Origin of the sequence: Serratia myotis, from assembly GCF_027474885.1 — a bacterium.
GTDB lineage: Bacteria > Pseudomonadota > Gammaproteobacteria > Enterobacterales > Enterobacteriaceae > Serratia > Serratia proteamaculans.
Genome location: NZ_CP099707.1, coordinates 4,078,834 through 4,095,766 on the forward strand (window position 1 = coordinate 4,078,834; position 16,933 = coordinate 4,095,766).

Consider the following 16,933-nt stretch of genomic DNA (forward strand, 5'->3'; position numbering starts at 1 on the left):
CTGGCAGGAAAACGCGGTAAGTCTACCACAGAAAACGGGCTCTGTTGAACCGGCAGGATTTTATGCCGCAATAGTGTACAACGGTGGCCAACGCGGTCAAATTAACCGACGGCTCTGGTCAGTGAAATTTGTATTTCAGCTAAGTCTTATCCTAGTATAGATAAGCGAAACGCAATCACCATAAACAAGGTTCTACAAGGATATAGACAATGAAAGTATGGAATAAAGTGCTTTTGGCCTCACTCATTGGGCTAGTACTTGCCGGCTGTGATGACTCATCCAAAGTCGACGCCAATCTTGAAAAGGCCAAAGACAGCGCAGAGCAGATGAAAGACGCCGCCCAGAAAAAAGCGGACGATCTGACCGATAAAGCCGCCGCCGTGGCCAAGGACATCAAGAAAGAGGCCACCACTCAGGCCGACCAGCTTAAAGACAAGGCTTCGGCGATTAAAGACGATGCCAGCAAGCAGGCAGAAGCCATCACCAATGATGCGAAGGCCAAAGCCGATGCCATCAAAGATGACGCCAGCAAACAAAGCCAGCAGTTGGTCGACCAGGCTAAAACCATTAAGAACGACGCCATTAATGGCGCCAACGATTTGACCGAACAGGCCAAAGCGAAAACCGAAGCGATTAAAAACAGCGCTGAGAATAAAGCGGAAGAATTAAAAAGTGATGCTGATGCAGCAGGGAACAACAATACCCAGCCGGCAACACAACAATAATTTAGTTGATATCAAAGAAAGGAGCAGTCAATGGGAATTATTTCCTGGATCATTTTCGGCCTAATCGCCGGTATTTTAGCCAAGTGGATCATGCCAGGTAAAGACGGCGGCGGTTTTATCCTGACCATCGTATTGGGTATTGTCGGTGCCGTGGTCGGGGGTTATATCAGCACCTTCTTTGGCTACGGCAGAGTGGACGGTTTCAACTTCGGCAGCTTCGTGGTGGCGGTGATTGGTGCCATCGTGGTGCTGTTTGTTTACCGTAAAATCCGCAGCTAATTTATTGCGTATTAATAAAACGGGCAGCTTATCGGCTGCCCGTTTTCATTCATCACTTCTGTTCGGCCGACTCATCCGGCGCTTCGATCACTTCCTCTTCCTTACGGTACAGGCTAATGACCTTGAACAGCAGGCTGAGGCCGATGCCCACGATGGTTGCCAGCGCCATGCCTTTCAGCTCGGCAGCACCAATATGCACCTTGGCACCGCTGACGCCGATAATCAGGATCACCGAAGTCAGAATCAAGTTTTGCGCCTTGTTGTAATCCACTTTGGATTCAATCAGCACGCGAATACCGGACGCGCCGATCACCCCGTACAGCAGCAGGGATACGCCGCCCATCACCGGTACCGGCACCGCCTGAATGGCCGCTGCCAACTTACCGACGCAGGAAAGCAGGATCGCCAGAACCGCCGCACCGCCGATCACCCAGGTACTGTAAACCTTGGTGATGGCCATCACGCCGATATTCTCACCGTAAGTGGTGTTTGGCGTTGAGCCAAAGAAGCCGGAGATCACCGTCGAGATGCCGTTGGCAAACATGGAACGGTGCAGACCCGGGTCGCGCAGCAGGTCTTTTTTCACGATATTGGCCGTCACTACCAGGTGGCCGACGTGCTCGGCGATCACTACCAACGCCGCCGGCAGGATGGTGAAGATGGCAAACCATTCAAAACGTGGGGTGTAGAAAGTCGGCAGTGCGAACCAGTGCGCCTCACGGATTGGGGTTAAATCCACCACGCCCATAAAGAACGACAATGCATACCCCACCAGTACGCCGATCAGAATTGGGATAATCGCCAGAAAACCGCGGAACAACACGGAGCCCAGGATAGTCACACCCAGCGTTACCAACGAAATGGTCACGGTAGTGGTGTCTGCACTGACGCCGTCGGCCGGCAACAGCCCCGCCATATTGGCCGCCACACCCGCCAGTTCCAGACCGATGACCGCGACAATCGCCCCCATCGCCGCCGGTGGGAAGATGACGTCCAGCCAGCCGGTACCGGCTTTTTTGACAATCAGCCCCACCAGGCAGAACAACACCCCGCACATGATAAAACCGCCCAACGCAACTTCATAACCCAATGGCAGTAACAACAAGACCGGTGAGATAAAAGCAAAGCTGGAACCGAGATAAGCCGGGATCTTGCCCTTGCAAATAAACAGATACAGCAGCGTCCCTATGCCGTTAAACAGCAACACCGTCGCCGGGTTAATCTTGAACAGGATAGGCACCAGCACGGTAGCGCCAAACATGGCGAACAGATGCTGGAAGCTGAGTGGAATGGTCTGCAGTAGCGGCGGGCGTTCACTGACGCCGATGACGCGACGGGTCATGTTTTTTTCCTTAATCATTTTCCGGTCAAAAAAAAGCCGACTCACGTCGGCTTCAATTTTTATTTGGTACCAAATATCTTATCGCCCGCATCACCCAGGCCCGGCACGATGTAGCCCTTGTCATTCAGGCATTGATCGATAGAAGCGGTGTACAGCTCGACGTCCGGGTGTGCTTTCTCCAGCGCGGCGATACCTTCTGGGGCCGCTACCAGTACCAGCACCTTGATGCTGTTGCAGCCGGCTTTTTTCAGCAGATCGATAGTGGCGATCATCGAGCCACCGGTCGCCAGCATCGGGTCAACAACCAGGGCCAAACGCTCTTCGATATTGGAAACCAACTTTTGGAAATAAGGTACCGGCTCCAGGGTTTCTTCGTCACGGTAAACGCCAACCACGCTGATGCGTGCGCTAGGGACGTTTTCCAGCACCCCTTCCATCATGCCCAGACCGGCACGCAGGATAGGCACAACGGTAATTTTTTTCCCTTTAATCTGGTCTATTTCAACCGGACCACACCAGCCATCGATGGTCACTTTCTCTGTTTCCAGATCGGCGGTCGCTTCATAGGTCAGCAAACTACCCACTTCCGAAGCCAGCTCACGGAAGCGTTTGGTGCTGATGTCATTTTCACGCATCAGGCCAAGCTTGTGTTTCACCAGCGGGTGTTTCACCTCAACGATCTTCATCATTTTTCTCCTATTAAGGTGGTTGACGGCCAAAAAAATCGCCGGATTATACCTCCTTTTGCCGACTGCGCCACCCACTATAGCCCGATCGGGATCAACAAAAGATTGAATAACAGTATAGATGACGAAAAAGCGGAGCTGGTTCACAAGCCACTCGCAAACGTTTGCCTGCGCTGTTAGAATTGCCGCGCCTTAGTCCGGAATCAATGCCGGATGCACAGTTTTCAAACCGCAAACCGTCGTGGGGATCGCGCAGTGACCGACAAAACCTCTCTCAGCTATAAAAACGCAGGTGTCGATATCGATGCTGGCAATGCATTGGTAGACCGCATCAAAGGTGTAGTTAAACAGACCCGCCGCCCTGAAGTGATGGGTGGTCTGGGCGGTTTTGGCGCCCTGTGTGCGTTGCCGCAGAAATACCGCGAGCCGATTCTGGTGTCCGGTACCGACGGCGTAGGCACCAAGCTGCGTCTGGCGATGGACCTGAAACGACACGACACCATCGGCATCGATCTGGTTGCAATGTGTGTGAACGATTTGGTGGTACAGGGCGCCGAGCCGCTGTTCTTCCTGGATTACTTCGCGACCGGCAAACTGGACGTGGACACCGCGGCCAGCGTGATTACCGGTATCGCCGAGGGCTGCAAGCAGTCTGGTTGTGCGCTGGTTGGGGGTGAAACCGCCGAAATGCCGGGCATGTACCATGGTGAAGATTACGACGTGGCCGGCTTCTGCGTCGGCGTGGTCGAGAAATCCGAAATCATCGACGGCAGCAAGGTTCAGTCCGGCGATGCCTTGATCGCCCTGGGCGCTTCCGGCCCGCACTCCAACGGCTACTCGCTGGTGCGCAAAATCCTGGAAGTCAGCAACACCGACCCAACCACCACCGATCTGGAAGGCCAAACGCTGGCTGACCATCTGCTGGCACCGACCAAGATTTATGTGAAATCCGTGCTGGAGCTGATCGAGAAAATCGACGTCCATGCTATCGCTCACCTGACCGGTGGCGGCTTCTGGGAAAACATCCCGCGCGTGCTGCCAGAAGGTATGCAGGCGGTGATCGACGAATCCAGCTGGCAGTGGCCGGCCGTCTTCACCTGGCTGCAGCAGACCGGTAATGTTAGCCGTCATGAAATGTACCGCACCTTTAACTGTGGCGTGGGCATGGTGATCGCACTGCCGGAAGAATTGGTTGAATCCGCCATCGCATTGTTGACTGCCGCCGGTGAAAAAGCCTGGAAGATCGGTAAACTGACCGCTTCTTCTGACGAACAACAAGTGGTCATCAACTGATGAAAAAGATCGTGGTGTTGGTCTCCGGCCAGGGGAGTAATCTCCAGGCGCTGATTGACGCCTGCCAGCAGGGCCGAATTGCCGCCGAAATTGTGGCGGTATTCAGCAACCGGGCACAGGCTTATGGCCTGCAACGTGCAGAAGCGGCAGGCATTGCCGCCCATGCGCTGGATGCCAAGGCCTTTGCCGAGCGTGCGGCGTTTGACGTCGCACTGGCGGAAGCCATCGACCAATACCAACCCGATCTGGTGGTACTGGCCGGCTACATGCGCATTCTCAGCCCGCAGTTCGTACAGCGCTTTACCGGACGCATGCTGAATATCCACCCTTCCCTGCTACCGAAATACCCGGGGTTGCATACCCACCGGCAAGCCATAGACAACGGCGACAGCGAACACGGCACCTCGGTGCATTTCGTGACCGAACAGCTCGACGGCGGCCCGGTGATTTTGCAGGCCAAGGTGCCGATCTTCCCCGGTGACGAGGAAGATGAGGTGGTTGAACGGGTACAGGTCCAGGAACACCAGATTTATCCGCTGGTGGTGAACTGGTTTGCCGAAGGTCGGTTGGCGATGCGTGATGGCGCTGCCTGGCTGGACGGCGAACGCTTGCCCGAACAGGGACATGCGGCGGACTAAAGTGCAAAACCGAACATTTTCTAAACGGCGCCTCTAACGGCGCCGTTTTTTTTTCGCAGCATCCGCACTGCCAGCGCTATACTTGCCCACAATATAAAGCGCTATCCCCTACAATAACGACATTAAGGAACCCCCATGTCCAGCCCTACCAACGTCAAGCTACGCCCACTGGAACGGGATGATTTGACGTTCGTCCACCAGATGGACAACAACGCCAGCGTGATGCGCTATTGGTTCGAAGAACCCTACGAGGCCTTCGTGGAGCTTTCCGACCTGTACGACAAGCACATCCACGACCAGAGCGAACGCCGCTTTATTATCGAACACCAGGGCGCCAAAGTCGGACTGGTGGAACTGGTTGAGATCGACCATATCCACCGCCGTGCAGAGTTCCAGATCATTATCGATCCGACCCATCAGGGTAAAGGCTACGCCACTATCGCCGCCAAGCTGGCGATGGAATACGGCTTCTCGGTGCTGAACCTGTATAAACTGTATCTGATCGTCGACAAAGAGAACCCGAAGGCGATCCACATATACAGCAAGCTGGGCTTCGAGGTAGAAGGCGAGTTGATCGACGAGTTCTTCGTTTACGGTGAATATCGCACCGTGCTGCGCATGTGTATTTTCCAGCCGCAGTACATGGCGAAGTTCAAAACGGCGGCCAGCGATAAGCCCCTGGTGAAGTAAACAAAAAACCCGCGAAAGCGGGTTTTTTATGGGGAACTTATCGGCCCTTACTTGTCGTTAATATGACGAAAGAAAATCAGGTCCAGTCTTGATATCCATTTTCGTGGATCCAAACAATACCCGCAGGACAAGCATCAGATAAGAACCAATAACCATTGAAAGCCCCATGCTCCATATCTTCAGGAGTATTGGGGAAGTTAATACGAAATCTATCCATTTGCTCCTTTATGTTTCCAGTCAAAAACTGGCCGCAACTGGCGAGCTTTACTTTTCCATCATTCATAAGACGTTCAATAAACCATAAAAATAACTCTTTTTCTTCATTAAAAGAAAGAGTTATTTCTCCAGAGATACTATCCGGGTGAATGTTCTCCCATATAGTCACCATTGATGCGCCTTCAAGAATCTCTTTTCTATCTTTATATTGTTCTTCTGTCAGCATAGAAATCACCTATCTAAATTTTATTTCAAACTTATTATCAGAAAGTTTAGACATTGTATTTATATTCTTATTTCCTATAATATCAATGGTCCATCGAGCTTTCGACTCTTGCGCACTTGAAGAGTAGTTTCTTAAATTGACTATTTTTCCATCAAACTTAGCAAAGTAAACAACCCCTTTCGAGTTTCTTACCTCTTTAAGAGGGAGACCTCCAGTAAGTGACTGAGCATAATCATAGATTTCCTTATCTGTTAGCGTCTCGGACGCAAAAACTTTTGTTGTTCCTTTTTTGTTACTCCCGCCATCACCTAAAACTTGCTGTATTGATTTTCCAAAAACATTTACCTTGCCATCTGCCTCCGTTTTATCGAAAAGCTTGACAAGCTGATCCGTATTGCTTTTTTGAATATCTCGCAGGTAATTCGCCGTTTTGGTCGACAAATTGGCACCCGCAGTCGTTTCCCCCTTGATGAAATCTGCGACCGGTTGAGCATTGAAGGTTTTGGTTTTATACAGTTCATCGGAAGTCTTCACCAACTGCTGCGTTAGCTTCTTCACGCTATCCTCGGTTTTCCCCAAGATCAGCGTGCTGCCGGTAGTGACGGCTCCCGTTCCAATTATGGCCTCCGGCGCCACAATGTCTGCGGCAAAAATTCCGGCCTGGTTCAGACAAAGCGCCGGATTGGTTTTACATCCAGCAATAGCCAAACGGGCAGCCAAAACCAGCTCAGGTGCTGCCCCCACTAACGTCATTCCCCCCGCAGCAAGAACCAGGCCGCCGCCGCCAACAGTGGCGACGATGGCTGCAGCCTCTCGACGAGCGGCCACGCGTTTTGCTGCCGCAGTATCACCTTTATCTGCCGCCAGGATATCCTTTTGATTATCCAATGCATATTGCAGCAACATATGTTCCGTCATGTTGTAACGGTAGACAGATTGCGCACTGTCCGCAGCGCTGTAAGCCCCTTCTGGCGTATGGGTAGTCAAAGCACCGGTCAGCGCACCGATAACACGTGCCGTTTGCTCTTTAACCTCGTTGCCATTCATCGCCTCCTGCAGACGCAGCAGCTGACGTTCTTTTTCATTGAGGTTGGTCGGTTCGAACAACGTACTTTGCATAATAACGCCAGCCAGCTCCGCCGCCAGCGCCCTGGCTGCCGCCCCCTTGCCGTTACCACGTCCGATTTCAGCCGCTACGCCGGCGACCACTGCATGGCTGACGGATTTACCGACGACACCCAATACCTCCCCGTTATCACCAATCAGCTTCGCCCCTTCGGCATTAATCTGACTGCCGATATTGGCCAACAAGGCGTTAGTCAGACTGTCTTTAAAGCTGCCGCCGTTAATCGTAGTGTTCAGGCTTGAGCTGATGACCGACTGACCGGCTACACGCTGCGCCACCTTGCTCCAGTCGCCGTTGCTCAGTTGCGGCAGCTTCACGTTGTTCGGATTAAGCGGTTTGCCCGCCGCGTCCTTACTCCAGCCCATCGCGCTGTCAAACCCGTTGAGCGCCCCACCAATCGCCATCGCAGTAGCTGTCGCCTTCACGCTCTCGTTACTGCCCAATGCCCTCAGGGTTTTCGACAGGTTGCCCAGGTTTTCTACCAGTGCTACCGCCGCTTGAGAGGCCAGCGACGACATCCCGGCCGTCACGGCTCCGCTGGTAATGGCTCCGCCACCAATGGCCCCGGCGACATTGCTGGCCGCTAGCGCCGTTACTCGAGACGAAAAAAACGGCTCCGAAGAGCCGTTCGTAAGGGCGTTGGATTTCCGACAATCCTGCCTGCAGTGTTACTTTTTTACCTTGGCTAGCACCTGCATGCGCAAAACGTGTTGGGAACGGGAAGGTTACTCAAGCAATCCAAGCAACTCCATATCATAAAGCAAGTCATTTTTTTCTTTATCAGAGATGTCTTCAATCAGAACATCCAAAGGAGCTTCATTTATAATCAATGCGATAGAATTACGAATGTTATCTTCTACCTCTCCGGGTTCTCTTCCAGCCATTAAAATGAGGAGAAAGACCTTGAACATTAGCTTTTCTATAGGCGAAAAAGGCGTATTTTCGCACTGATATGCTGCATACCCAATTTCTAAGCCATCATAGGATGACTTTTCACCAGTCTTTTTATTCGTGGATAGAATATTCCGACAGCAATCATAGAAACATCCCAGTATCATTTCTCTTATTTCACTGTAAGTCATACGTTCTTCATCCATCATTTTAATCTCCCAGGAATTAACATTACGTTGTTGTTGTCAAGAACTTCCACTCTGATCCCGGGGTATTTTTCCTGAAATTGATCCACGACACCCAAGCAGCTCTCACAGGCAGCACGTTCAGTGAAAATGGTAACTTTCCCCTTTGCTGACACATTGTTACCCAGCTTATCGGCCAGGTTGTCCAAGATTTTGTACTCCGAGTCTGTATTTCTAGGGATTGGTTTACCATCCCCGCTATTGATGGTTTTATATTTAAAATTGCCGCTGCCTTCACCTATAAAACTTTTTTCTGCCACGTCGACACGACTGTGTGCCGCAAGTGTTTTCGGCATACCTGGAATATCGATTTGTGCAACTGCGGCATTCCCCGTCTTCCTGATATTTTGTGAAAACGGTGCTCTGGCATCCAGCACCTGCTGTCTGAACGTTGCTGCCTGCTGAATGGTCTTCTCATTGACCAGATACCCTTTCCAGGCGTTGCTTGGCCCGACCAGTTTGGATGACAGGTACTGGTTGCCAACACTCGCTTTCCCCATACCGGCAAACGTACTGGCGATAGAAACTGCCATCACCGAGGCGTTCACCCAGTTCGGCGACCATCCGGTCAACTTGCTGATTTGCTCTATCTGTTGGTTTCGTGCAAACAGCTGACCGTCGGTTATCTGGTCACCCAAATCATACGTGAATAACTTTTCACTGTCATAGCCGGCAAACGCCGGGTAATTGCCGAAGCGCTGACGCTCTTTTTGTACCCAGTAGTTGGCAATGAGCCCATCTTCATCCCGCGTTGACGGGTATTTCTTCATCAGAGCTTCAAACTGCTTGCGCTCTTCCGAGTTTAACGCTTCCTGCGTGGTACAGGCTACTTTTCGGCAGGATGCCGCCATCAGACGCGCTTCTTTTTCCTTGTCGCCCTTCGCCAGCTCTTTAATAGCGTTGAGTTCTTCCTGATGCAACTGGCGATTGAAACGCTCAACAAACTCCCCGGCATTTGCGCCGCTATTGGCGCCTGCAGCTTTGCCGGTAGCTATAGCCCCCGCGAAGGCACCTGCGACACGGCTGATTTGTGCCTGACGCTCCTGCCATCCTTCGTTTTTCACCAGATTGTCATTGATAATCACCCCGGCCAGCTCCGCCGCCAGCGCCCCGGCTGCCGCTCCCTTGCCGTCACCACGTCCGATTTCAGCCGCCACGCCGGCGACCACCGCATGACTCACGGCCCGGCCCGGCACACCGAGAACCTGACCATTATCCCCTATCAGCTTCGCCCCTTCGGCATTAATCTGACTGCCGATATTGGCTAACAAGGCGTTAGCCAGACTGTCTTTGAAACTGTCGCCGTTGATGGTGGTGTTGAGGCTCGAACTGATGACCGACTGACCGGCTACACGCTGCGCCACCTTGCTCCAGTCGCCGTTGCTCAGTTGCGGCAGCTTCACGTTGTTCGGATTGAGCGGTTTGCCCGCCGCGTCCTTACTCCAGCCCATCGCACTGTCAAACCCGTTGAGCGCCCCACCAATCGCCATCGCAGTAGCTGTCGCCTTGACGCTCTCGTTACTGCCCAATGCCTTCAGGGTTTTCGACAGGTTGCCCTGATTTTCTACCAGTGCTACCGCCGCCTGAGAGGCCAGCGACGACATCCCGGCCGTCACGGCTCCGCTGGTAATGGCTCCGCCACCAATGGCCCCGGCGACATTGCTGGCCGCTAGCGCCGTTAACGAACTGCCCGCCGTCACCGCTGCCGCGGCAATGGCAATCACCGCCGCTACCGCCGGGTTCAGATGCTGGCTCTTGTAGTCCCAGCTGTCGTAGGCGTCCTTGACCTTATTCCATTGCACATCATTGCGTTTGTTAAGATCTTTTACCCAAGTGGTGCCCGGCGTGTTGCCCAACGCATTAATGGCACTTTGCAGTGACTGGCCGTTTTTCGCCTTCACATCGGCGCTGACGCCTTTGGCGGCATCCACAGTGAGTCCGCCACCGGCATGGATACTCGGCAGCACCCATTTGTTGTCTTCATAGCCCTTGTTGGCCTGCTTGATGAAGAAACCTTTCGAATTGCTGATGGTCTGCTCGAAACTGGTATTCTTCACCGCGCGGAAGTTGACCTGGCCGTGGGTGCTGGTCAGCTTCGCATTCTTGCCGGCCTCTATCTTGCTGGCCTCGTAGGTGCTGTCGTCGCGGCTCATCAGCGTGATATTGCCAGCGGCAGTAAACTCGGTGACCTTGTTGGTCACGTCATGGCGAGTTTGCTTGACCTCGGTTTTCTTGCCCCACCATTTGCGTTTCTTCTCGGTTTTTTCGTAGTGGCTGGACTCTTCCATTGCCTGCGCGTAGAGATAACCGCCCTTGGCGGCGATATCCATATTGCCGGCACGCATGGCTTCTGCCTGATTATGAGCGTCGACCTGGGCCTTTTGTTTGGCTTCGTCCGCCCCCTTGCTCTGAGCCTCATTGCGTGCGGTTGTCAGGCGTGATTGCATTACTACATGTTCATACCGGGCCTGTTCATTCCGCTGTTGCACAGACGTATATGTGGCATTTAATCCATTAATTTCATTTGAAACCGTTGCAATTTGTTGCCTTTTTTCTACCATTAACTCGGTTAAATGCCTGAGCACAGGGATACGGTTCGGCGGTTGAACTTTAAAATCATTCTCAAGCCTACTCAGCTCCTTGTTCAATTGCTCCAGTTGCCCACGTTTGCTGTTTAATGCTTGTTCGGTATTGTTTTTTTCTTGTTCCGCACGGGCGATGCGTTGTTGAATATCAATGAGTTGGTTTTCTGCCTCAGCAATACGACTCACCCAGTCCGTCACCGCCACCGGTGATTTCCAGTTGGCGCCCAGCCCCTTGACCACCAGCCTGGTCGCCTGGAACAAAATGCTGCCGTTAGAAATCAGTGTCATCAGACCGCCGGCATTCAGTTCGCTGCCCTGCTGCGTGGTGCTCTCGGTAAACTCATTGCCACCTTCGCGGTAGCTATGGTTCTGCACCGACTCAAAACGCATATCTCCGCCGGAAGTCAGTATCATATTGCCGCCGGACTTAATCCTCGAGCCGTAAGCCAATAACTGATTATTCGCCGCCAGAGAGAGGTTTTTCCCGGCGCTGAGGGTCGTCACCAAATGGCGGTCGTCCTTGTTATTGTCATTGGCCGCATCGATAGCGGAGTAACCCACTGCCGCCAGCCACAGATTTTGCCCGGCCAGCAAGGTAATATTGCCGTTGGCGGATAGCGTCCCCCCCTGCGTACCAAGATCTCGTGCGGAATTAATCAGCAAATTACCACCGGCATGCAGCTTACTGCCCAGTTCCGGCGTGCGGGATGGCGAGAATAAATCATTCAACTGTCCGCCAAGTTCGCGGTAGTTCAGATCAACGTTATGTCCGGCAAACAGGCTAATGTCTTTTCCTGCTGTAATCTGCGCTCCGCGCAGCGCCAAATACGCCCCACTATTCAACAATACCGAACCTGATGCGTTTAACTGCGTAATCGCCAACAGACGATTGAAAAGTGTTTTCTCCTGCTCTTGGCTGATGCTTTCAGACAATGTTTTATTATCTAGTAACGCATTATTGTTCTCGATAGTAATATTCTGATTTGCCGTCAGAGAGATACTTTTGCTTTGAGGAGCCAGAAGCGTATTTCGAAGATAAATATTTTTACCAGCGGAAACCGTTAAATCCCCTGAGGCAGATAATGCGGTTACCCAACGGATACTGCCGGGGAAGAAATAACGAGGACCTTCGCTTGTATGAAATTTAACCTCACCGTTACGGCTGGTAACCGTGACATTTTTTCCTTTAACTTCGCTTTGCCATGCATCAATATTATTTACTGCGACCATAGAAATATCATTACCTGCAGCAAGTACCCCTTGCCCCAGATTTATACGATCCTCGGCAACAAGCGTGATATCGCCACTGGCCCGAATAACATCTGTATTTCCGATAGTATTGGCATGTAATAGAATATTCTTTGCAGTCACCGTGTCTGGAAGTGTTGAAATAATAACCTCGTGGGTTTTTACATCATATGAAAGTGGTGTATCAATATGAATATCGTCTTTAAAGTCCGCCACCAGGTTATTACCCGCGGTAATCAGCGATTTTTGACTTCCTTTTATCTTCCAAACCGATAACTCTTGCTGCTTGGTATAAACGGCTTTCTCCGTGGAATATAATAAATCCCAGTCGCCTGGTGGCGCATCTTCATCACGGGCGAGACTACCCACACCAAAGGTATCGGAGGCCATGCGCCAATATCTATCCTTTTGGCCCAGTTGTAGGCTTTTTACAACAAAGTTGTTCCCCGTAAGGATCAGATCCTTAGCTGCGTTAATATTAGATTGATCGTTCCATAGACTGGTAGCATTTATATAAGCGTTGTTGCCTGAACTAATCACTCCCGGCATCTGTGACTTAGTTATCGCATACTCATCTCGCCCAATATTAACCTTATCGTTTCTTGACAGGTTGATTTCCCCAAACCAACTATCAATACCAAAGTCCTTCAACTCCGGCTCCAGTCGTACAACCGCATCGACTCCCTGCCGAGTACCGTAGTAACTGCCAACGAATGATTTATTGAATGCCTTCGAATCCCCTGGGATATTTCTCCAACCAGAGATAGCTTCATTACGAACATTATTCAAACTCTCGGTACGAATCACCAAATCTCCGCTGTTGGTCATGATTTTCGCCGATCGGTTCTCAACCATATTCGCTTTGTTGCCCTGAGCATCCTTCTGTATCCACATGCTCTTGTTGGCATGGAGTTTGGCGTTTTCTCCCGCATTACGAATGTGGTCGCCAAAAATCTGCATGTCACCACTGGTGCTGATCTGTCCGTCATTAACCAGCTTGGTGGCTGCAAGCGTGGCGTTGCCGTCGGCCTGCACGATAGTACCCGGCGTGACATGCAGCTCTTTGGCGCTGACGTTGAGATCGGTTTTACTGTGCGTAGTGCCGTTGAGCGAGATTTTACCGTTGACGCTCAACGTAATATCTCGCTGTTTACTGGTGAGGTCTTTCAGATTGACTCCGACACCATCTTCATTGGCCACCAGACGTATTTTATTGGCGTACATGCCGCCTAATGCCTTGGTATCCACCGCCAACTGTGGTTTGGTGCCCTCGCCGGCGATGGATTTTATAGTGCCATCCTTGAAACTGACCCGGTTGGCCCCCTGGGTCAACGACAGGTTGTTCGCATTAATTTTGCCGTTCAATGTTGTGGCGCGGCTGATGATATCGACATAATCCTGGGCGTTACCGTCCAGCCCCTTACCGCCAATAGTGACCGTGCCTTTTTTGACTTCCAGCGCTTCCAACGCACCTTGCTTATCAAACTGCGGTTTACCGGTGGTTAAGGTCACGCCCGGGGTATTAATAAAACCGCAGCCATCGCAACTGATGCCGTTGGGGTTAGCGATCATCACATTGGCTTTGTTGCCGAACACTTCCAGCTTGCCCTGCAGCTCGGAACGGCTGCCACCGGTGACTTCGTTGATGATCAAATCGGCCGGTTTGCCCTTGAAGTTGGGGTTGCCATTGATAATGTCGACACCCAACTGCGTTTTACCACCCTGCGTAGCGTTGTTCAGCACCGCGCCGGGGGCTCCGACGTTAAAGTCCTTATAAGTGTTATGAGAAATACCTGCACCATTGGGCGTGGCGATGTTCACCACAGGTACGTTGCCGGGTTTGATGACCACCTGGGTGTTGCCGTTGGCAGCGTTGATTCCAGCGGCAAAGGCCGGATGCAATGGTTGTAGCGCAGTAAGGTAAATCAGCAGGTAGCTGGCGCCCCGAGCCAGCGGATGGTTGTATTTATCCACGTTTCAGTCCCTCGAAAAATTTTATAATCGACGCCGGTGGCGCCTTGCTGTGTGCTGGCGTTATAAAGTGACGGTGGCTTGCCAGTAGGCCACCCAATGATCCGGTTTCAAACTGTCGGGATGTGTTAGCGGCTTGCCCAAAGTGGCTGACTGGTTGAGCCAACGTCCATTCAGCGAAATCCCCATTGCCGCTCCAGTGACATTGCCACCATCAACTTTGCCAGTACGTCCTTGAACCCATCCAGTGTCCAGCGCGCCGGTAAGCGAAAGCTCTCCCAAACCTGGCAGCGTCATCCATTGCCAGTTGAGCTCATTACGCCAATAAGCGCCGCGATTGCCGGTCAAATACTGCTCTTTAAACCCACGTACCGAATATTGCCCGCCGACAGAGATGCGCTCGCTGGAATACAGGTTATCCGGTGTAGTTTGCCCATAAGCTGAGGTGAGGTAGTACAGTGAGGAAGTCAGGGGATAGAAATAGCTGCCACTGAGGCTGAGTTTGCGAAATTCACTGCGCGGTGCATCGGCATACTGCGGATCATCAGCTGTTGCCCCCAACACGTGCAGGCCCTGGCTGATCGTCGGGTTGAGCGTCAAATAACCGCGCCCTGCTACGGCACTATAATTTGCACCCAGGCTGAATACGCTGAGCGTGGGGCTACTGACAGCTAACCGCTCACCCGCCAACTGATTGTTGGTGCGCCTTCGCGTCAGTCCCATGTCTACAGATAGCTTGCGTGTACCATCGCGCAACAACGTACGGTTGATGCCTAGCCGTTGGGTCTGGCTGCTTCCCTGATAACGATAGGTGTCTGCATTGAACGGAATGCTTTGAAAGAAATCGTTCCAGGCATATTGATAACTGAACAGCCAGTAACCGTAGGGTAAGGTCACACCTCCGTTTAGGCTGCGGCTGCGATGGTTACGGCTAAAGTCGTCGTTACGCGTCGCAGAAAGCGACCACTGATCGGCAAGGTACAGTGGATTTTCCAGTGTCACACCGACATTTATCTGTCCTGTACCGGTGCTTTTCTGTCCACTATTGTCTGCACTAAAAGAAATCGCAACGGGCAAACGTGTGGAGCCACGCCGCAATACCACCTTTGAATAACCTGAATGGGTGCCGGGCTGAATGTCGATGCTCACCTGCTGTGAGGGCAGCCGGTTAAGCTGTTCCATGCCCTGCTCGATATCTCGCAGGTTTAATACATCACCGACAATTCCGGGGAACGCCATGCTCAGCGCCAACCTGTTTTCACCATCGTGCGTAATGGATTCAACCCGGCCTTCGTTGGCGTTGATGGTCAGAGTACCGGTCGAAATATCTTGAGGTTGCAGATACGCCTGTGATGTCACGTAACCACGCTGGAGATAGGCGTTTGTAGCTTCTCGCACCAGACGGTTGATATGAGCCAGCGTCAGGCAACGGCCCTGATAGGGTTTTGCCAGTTTATCTTTTACCGACCAGGAGAGATGCTCCGCATCCTGAAAAATAATCTGCCGTACCTTTTGACAGGTTTCACCAGAAGTCTCTGGCACGGGCAAAGGCAGCGTCGGTAATGTGACGTTGTTTTGCAACGCTTCGCGCTGCTGCTGCGCCTGTTCCAGTAGCATCTTTTGCTGCTGAGTAATGCTGTCGCGGTCCGCCGGGCTGGAGGGTTCAGCCGCCTGGGCAACGTTAAAAAAACCGCCGCAGACAATGATCACCATCATCCTGAAACAGGGCTTCCATGCACACACTTTAAAACATCCATTTACGATAATTTACATATATTATCGAAGTCTAAACACTTCAGGGCAACATTTCCATACGAATGAGAATCATTTTTATTAAAAAATTAAAAAAGCATGCAATGCGCAGAGAGGGGTTGCAGAAGGATGGGTGAAAATTGAATCATTTTGCGGTGGTTTCCCTGCGGCGCAGCACCGCAGGGATAAATCAACCATAGCGCCCGGTAATGTAATCCTCGGTACGGCGCTGGCGCGGCGAGGTGAAGATGTCGTCGGTGTCGTTGTACTCCACCAATCGGCCCTGGTGAATAAACGCCGTGTAGTCGGATACTCGCGCCGCCTGCTGCATATTGTGTGTCACCAGCACCACGCTGTAGTGCTGTTTCAGCGCGGAAATCAGCTCTTCGATGGTGAGCGTAGAGATTGGATCCAGCGCCGAGGTCGGCTCATCCAGCAGCAGCACTTCTGGCTCGATGGCGATCGCCCGCGCAATCACCAACCGCTGCTGCTGACCACTGGAAAGGCGAAACGCGTTCTCACGCAGCCGATCTTTCACCTCGTGCCAAAGCGCTGCCGCACGCAGCGAGCGCTCTACCGCTTCGTCCAGGATCCGTCGGTCACGCACGCCCTGCAGACGCAGGCCATACACCACATTTTCATAAATCGACTTGGGGAACGGGTTCGGGCGCTGGAACACCATACCGACCCGCCGTCTCAGTGCCGCGACATCGATTTGTGCCCCACTGATGCCCTGGCCGTTAAGCTGCAGATCGCCTTCAATCCGGCAGTTATCCACCAAATCATTCATCCGGTTGAAACAACGCAGCAGCGTCGATTTACCGCAGCCGGAGGGGCCGATCAGCGCCGTCACCCGGTGTTTCGGAATTCGCAGTGAAATATCGTGCAGCACCTGCTTTTCGCCATAAAACAGGTTGAGGTCGGTTACCGACAGCGCGGTATCTTCATCACCAAGATGCTGGACATCCAGCCGGGGCAAACTGCCTGGCGTCATCAAACTCATTAGGCACTCCCCAGAAA

At 52.2% G+C, this 16,933-nt stretch carries 13 protein-coding genes; 5 read left to right on the top strand and 8 right to left on the bottom strand.

Annotation, left to right across the window (positions count from 1 at the left end; translation table 11 throughout):
- Positions 1–209 precede the first annotated feature (209 nt).
- Both NHG65_RS19300 and NHG65_RS19305 read left to right on the top strand, forming a co-directional pair.
- Positions 210–725, top strand: a complete 516-nt coding sequence (locus NHG65_RS19300) for an E3 ubiquitin--protein ligase (protein ID WP_129936911.1) — start codon at positions 210–212, stop codon at positions 723–725.
- Positions 726–755: 30 nt separating this feature from the next.
- Complete coding sequence (locus NHG65_RS19305) at positions 756–1,004, top strand: GlsB/YeaQ/YmgE family stress response membrane protein (protein WP_006316897.1); 249 nt, start codon at positions 756–758, stop codon at positions 1,002–1,004.
- Between the two features lie 52 nt (positions 1,005–1,056).
- Here the strand turns inward: NHG65_RS19305 and uraA are convergent, their stop codons facing one another.
- Both uraA and upp read right to left on the bottom strand, forming a co-directional pair.
- Positions 1,057–2,346: a uracil permease gene (uraA, locus tag NHG65_RS19310; protein ID WP_112348682.1), complete on the bottom strand. Its 1,290-nt coding sequence runs from the start codon at positions 2,344–2,346 to the stop codon at positions 1,057–1,059.
- A gap of 59 nt (positions 2,347–2,405) precedes the next feature.
- Positions 2,406–3,032, bottom strand: coding sequence for a uracil phosphoribosyltransferase (gene upp, locus NHG65_RS19315; RefSeq protein ID WP_017893631.1), 627 nt, complete (start codon positions 3,030–3,032; stop codon positions 2,406–2,408).
- Positions 3,033–3,287: 255 nt separating this feature from the next.
- On the opposite strand from upp, the gene purM reads away from it, so the two are divergent.
- The 3 genes from purM (at position 3,288) to speG (ending at position 5,653) form a co-directional block, all read left to right on the top strand.
- Complete coding sequence (gene purM / locus NHG65_RS19320) at positions 3,288–4,325, top strand: phosphoribosylformylglycinamidine cyclo-ligase (RefSeq protein ID WP_499183495.1); 1,038 nt, start codon at positions 3,288–3,290, stop codon at positions 4,323–4,325.
- Positions 4,325–4,963 (top strand): phosphoribosylglycinamide formyltransferase, encoded by a 639-nt coding sequence (gene purN, locus NHG65_RS19325; protein ID WP_207979923.1) that lies wholly within the window; start codon positions 4,325–4,327, stop codon positions 4,961–4,963. Before purM ends, purN begins: the two co-directional genes overlap by 1 nt.
- Positions 4,964–5,098: 135 nt before the next feature.
- Positions 5,099–5,653, top strand: a complete 555-nt coding sequence (speG, locus tag NHG65_RS19330) for a spermidine N1-acetyltransferase (RefSeq protein WP_099062596.1) — start codon at positions 5,099–5,101, stop codon at positions 5,651–5,653.
- Positions 5,654–5,729: 76 nt separating this feature from the next.
- On the opposite strand, the gene NHG65_RS19335 is transcribed toward speG, so the two are convergent.
- The 6 genes from NHG65_RS19335 to pstB form a co-directional block, all read right to left on the bottom strand.
- Complete coding sequence (locus tag NHG65_RS19335) at positions 5,730–6,095, bottom strand: DUF596 domain-containing protein (RefSeq protein ID WP_207979921.1); 366 nt, start codon at positions 6,093–6,095, stop codon at positions 5,730–5,732.
- A 9-nt stretch (positions 6,096–6,104) separates the two neighbouring features.
- Positions 6,105–7,739: a DUF637 domain-containing protein gene (locus NHG65_RS19340; RefSeq protein WP_272931541.1), complete on the bottom strand. Its 1,635-nt coding sequence runs from the start codon at positions 7,737–7,739 to the stop codon at positions 6,105–6,107.
- A 207-nt stretch (positions 7,740–7,946) separates the two neighbouring features.
- A complete protein-coding gene (locus NHG65_RS19345) occupies positions 7,947–8,321 on the bottom strand; it encodes a hypothetical protein (RefSeq protein WP_207979920.1) in 375 nt (124 codons plus the stop codon).
- Complete coding sequence (locus tag NHG65_RS19350; RefSeq protein ID WP_499182553.1) at positions 8,318–14,164, bottom strand: DUF637 domain-containing protein; 5,847 nt, start codon at positions 14,162–14,164, stop codon at positions 8,318–8,320. Before NHG65_RS19350 ends, NHG65_RS19345 begins: the two co-directional genes overlap by 4 nt.
- A gap of 60 nt (positions 14,165–14,224) precedes the next feature.
- On the bottom strand, positions 14,225–15,904 hold the full coding sequence (locus NHG65_RS19355; RefSeq protein ID WP_499182554.1) for a ShlB/FhaC/HecB family hemolysin secretion/activation protein: 1,680 nt from the start codon (positions 15,902–15,904) through the stop codon (positions 14,225–14,227).
- Between the two features lie 199 nt (positions 15,905–16,103).
- Positions 16,104–16,916, bottom strand: a complete 813-nt coding sequence (gene pstB / locus NHG65_RS19360; RefSeq protein WP_085118133.1) for a phosphate ABC transporter ATP-binding protein PstB — start codon at positions 16,914–16,916, stop codon at positions 16,104–16,106.
- Positions 16,917–16,933: the final 17 nt, after the last annotated feature.

Excerpts from the sequence above, each read along its gene's own strand:
- purN (WP_207979923.1), top strand. The coding sequence starts at position 4,325 with ATGAAAAAGATCGTGGTGTTGGTCTCCGGCCAGGGGAGTAATCTCCAG.
- uraA (WP_112348682.1), bottom strand. The coding sequence starts at position 2,346 with ATGACCCGTCGCGTCATCGGCGTCAGTGAACGCCCGCCGCTACTGCAG.
- NHG65_RS19345 (WP_207979920.1), bottom strand. The coding sequence starts at position 8,321 with ATGATGGATGAAGAACGTATGACTTACAGTGAAATAAGAGAAATGATA.
- NHG65_RS19335 (WP_207979921.1), bottom strand. The coding sequence starts at position 6,095 with ATGCTGACAGAAGAACAATATAAAGATAGAAAAGAGATTCTTGAAGGC.
- NHG65_RS19300 (WP_129936911.1), top strand. The coding sequence starts at position 210 with ATGAAAGTATGGAATAAAGTGCTTTTGGCCTCACTCATTGGGCTAGTA.
- speG (WP_099062596.1), top strand. The coding sequence starts at position 5,099 with ATGTCCAGCCCTACCAACGTCAAGCTACGCCCACTGGAACGGGATGAT.
- upp (WP_017893631.1), bottom strand. The coding sequence starts at position 3,032 with ATGAAGATCGTTGAGGTGAAACACCCGCTGGTGAAACACAAGCTTGGC.
- pstB (WP_085118133.1), bottom strand. The coding sequence starts at position 16,916 with ATGAGTTTGATGACGCCAGGCAGTTTGCCCCGGCTGGATGTCCAGCAT.
- NHG65_RS19340 (WP_272931541.1), bottom strand. The coding sequence starts at position 7,739 with ATGTCGTCGCTGGCCTCTCAAGCGGCGGTAGCACTGGTAGAAAACCTG.
- NHG65_RS19305 (WP_006316897.1), top strand. The coding sequence starts at position 756 with ATGGGAATTATTTCCTGGATCATTTTCGGCCTAATCGCCGGTATTTTA.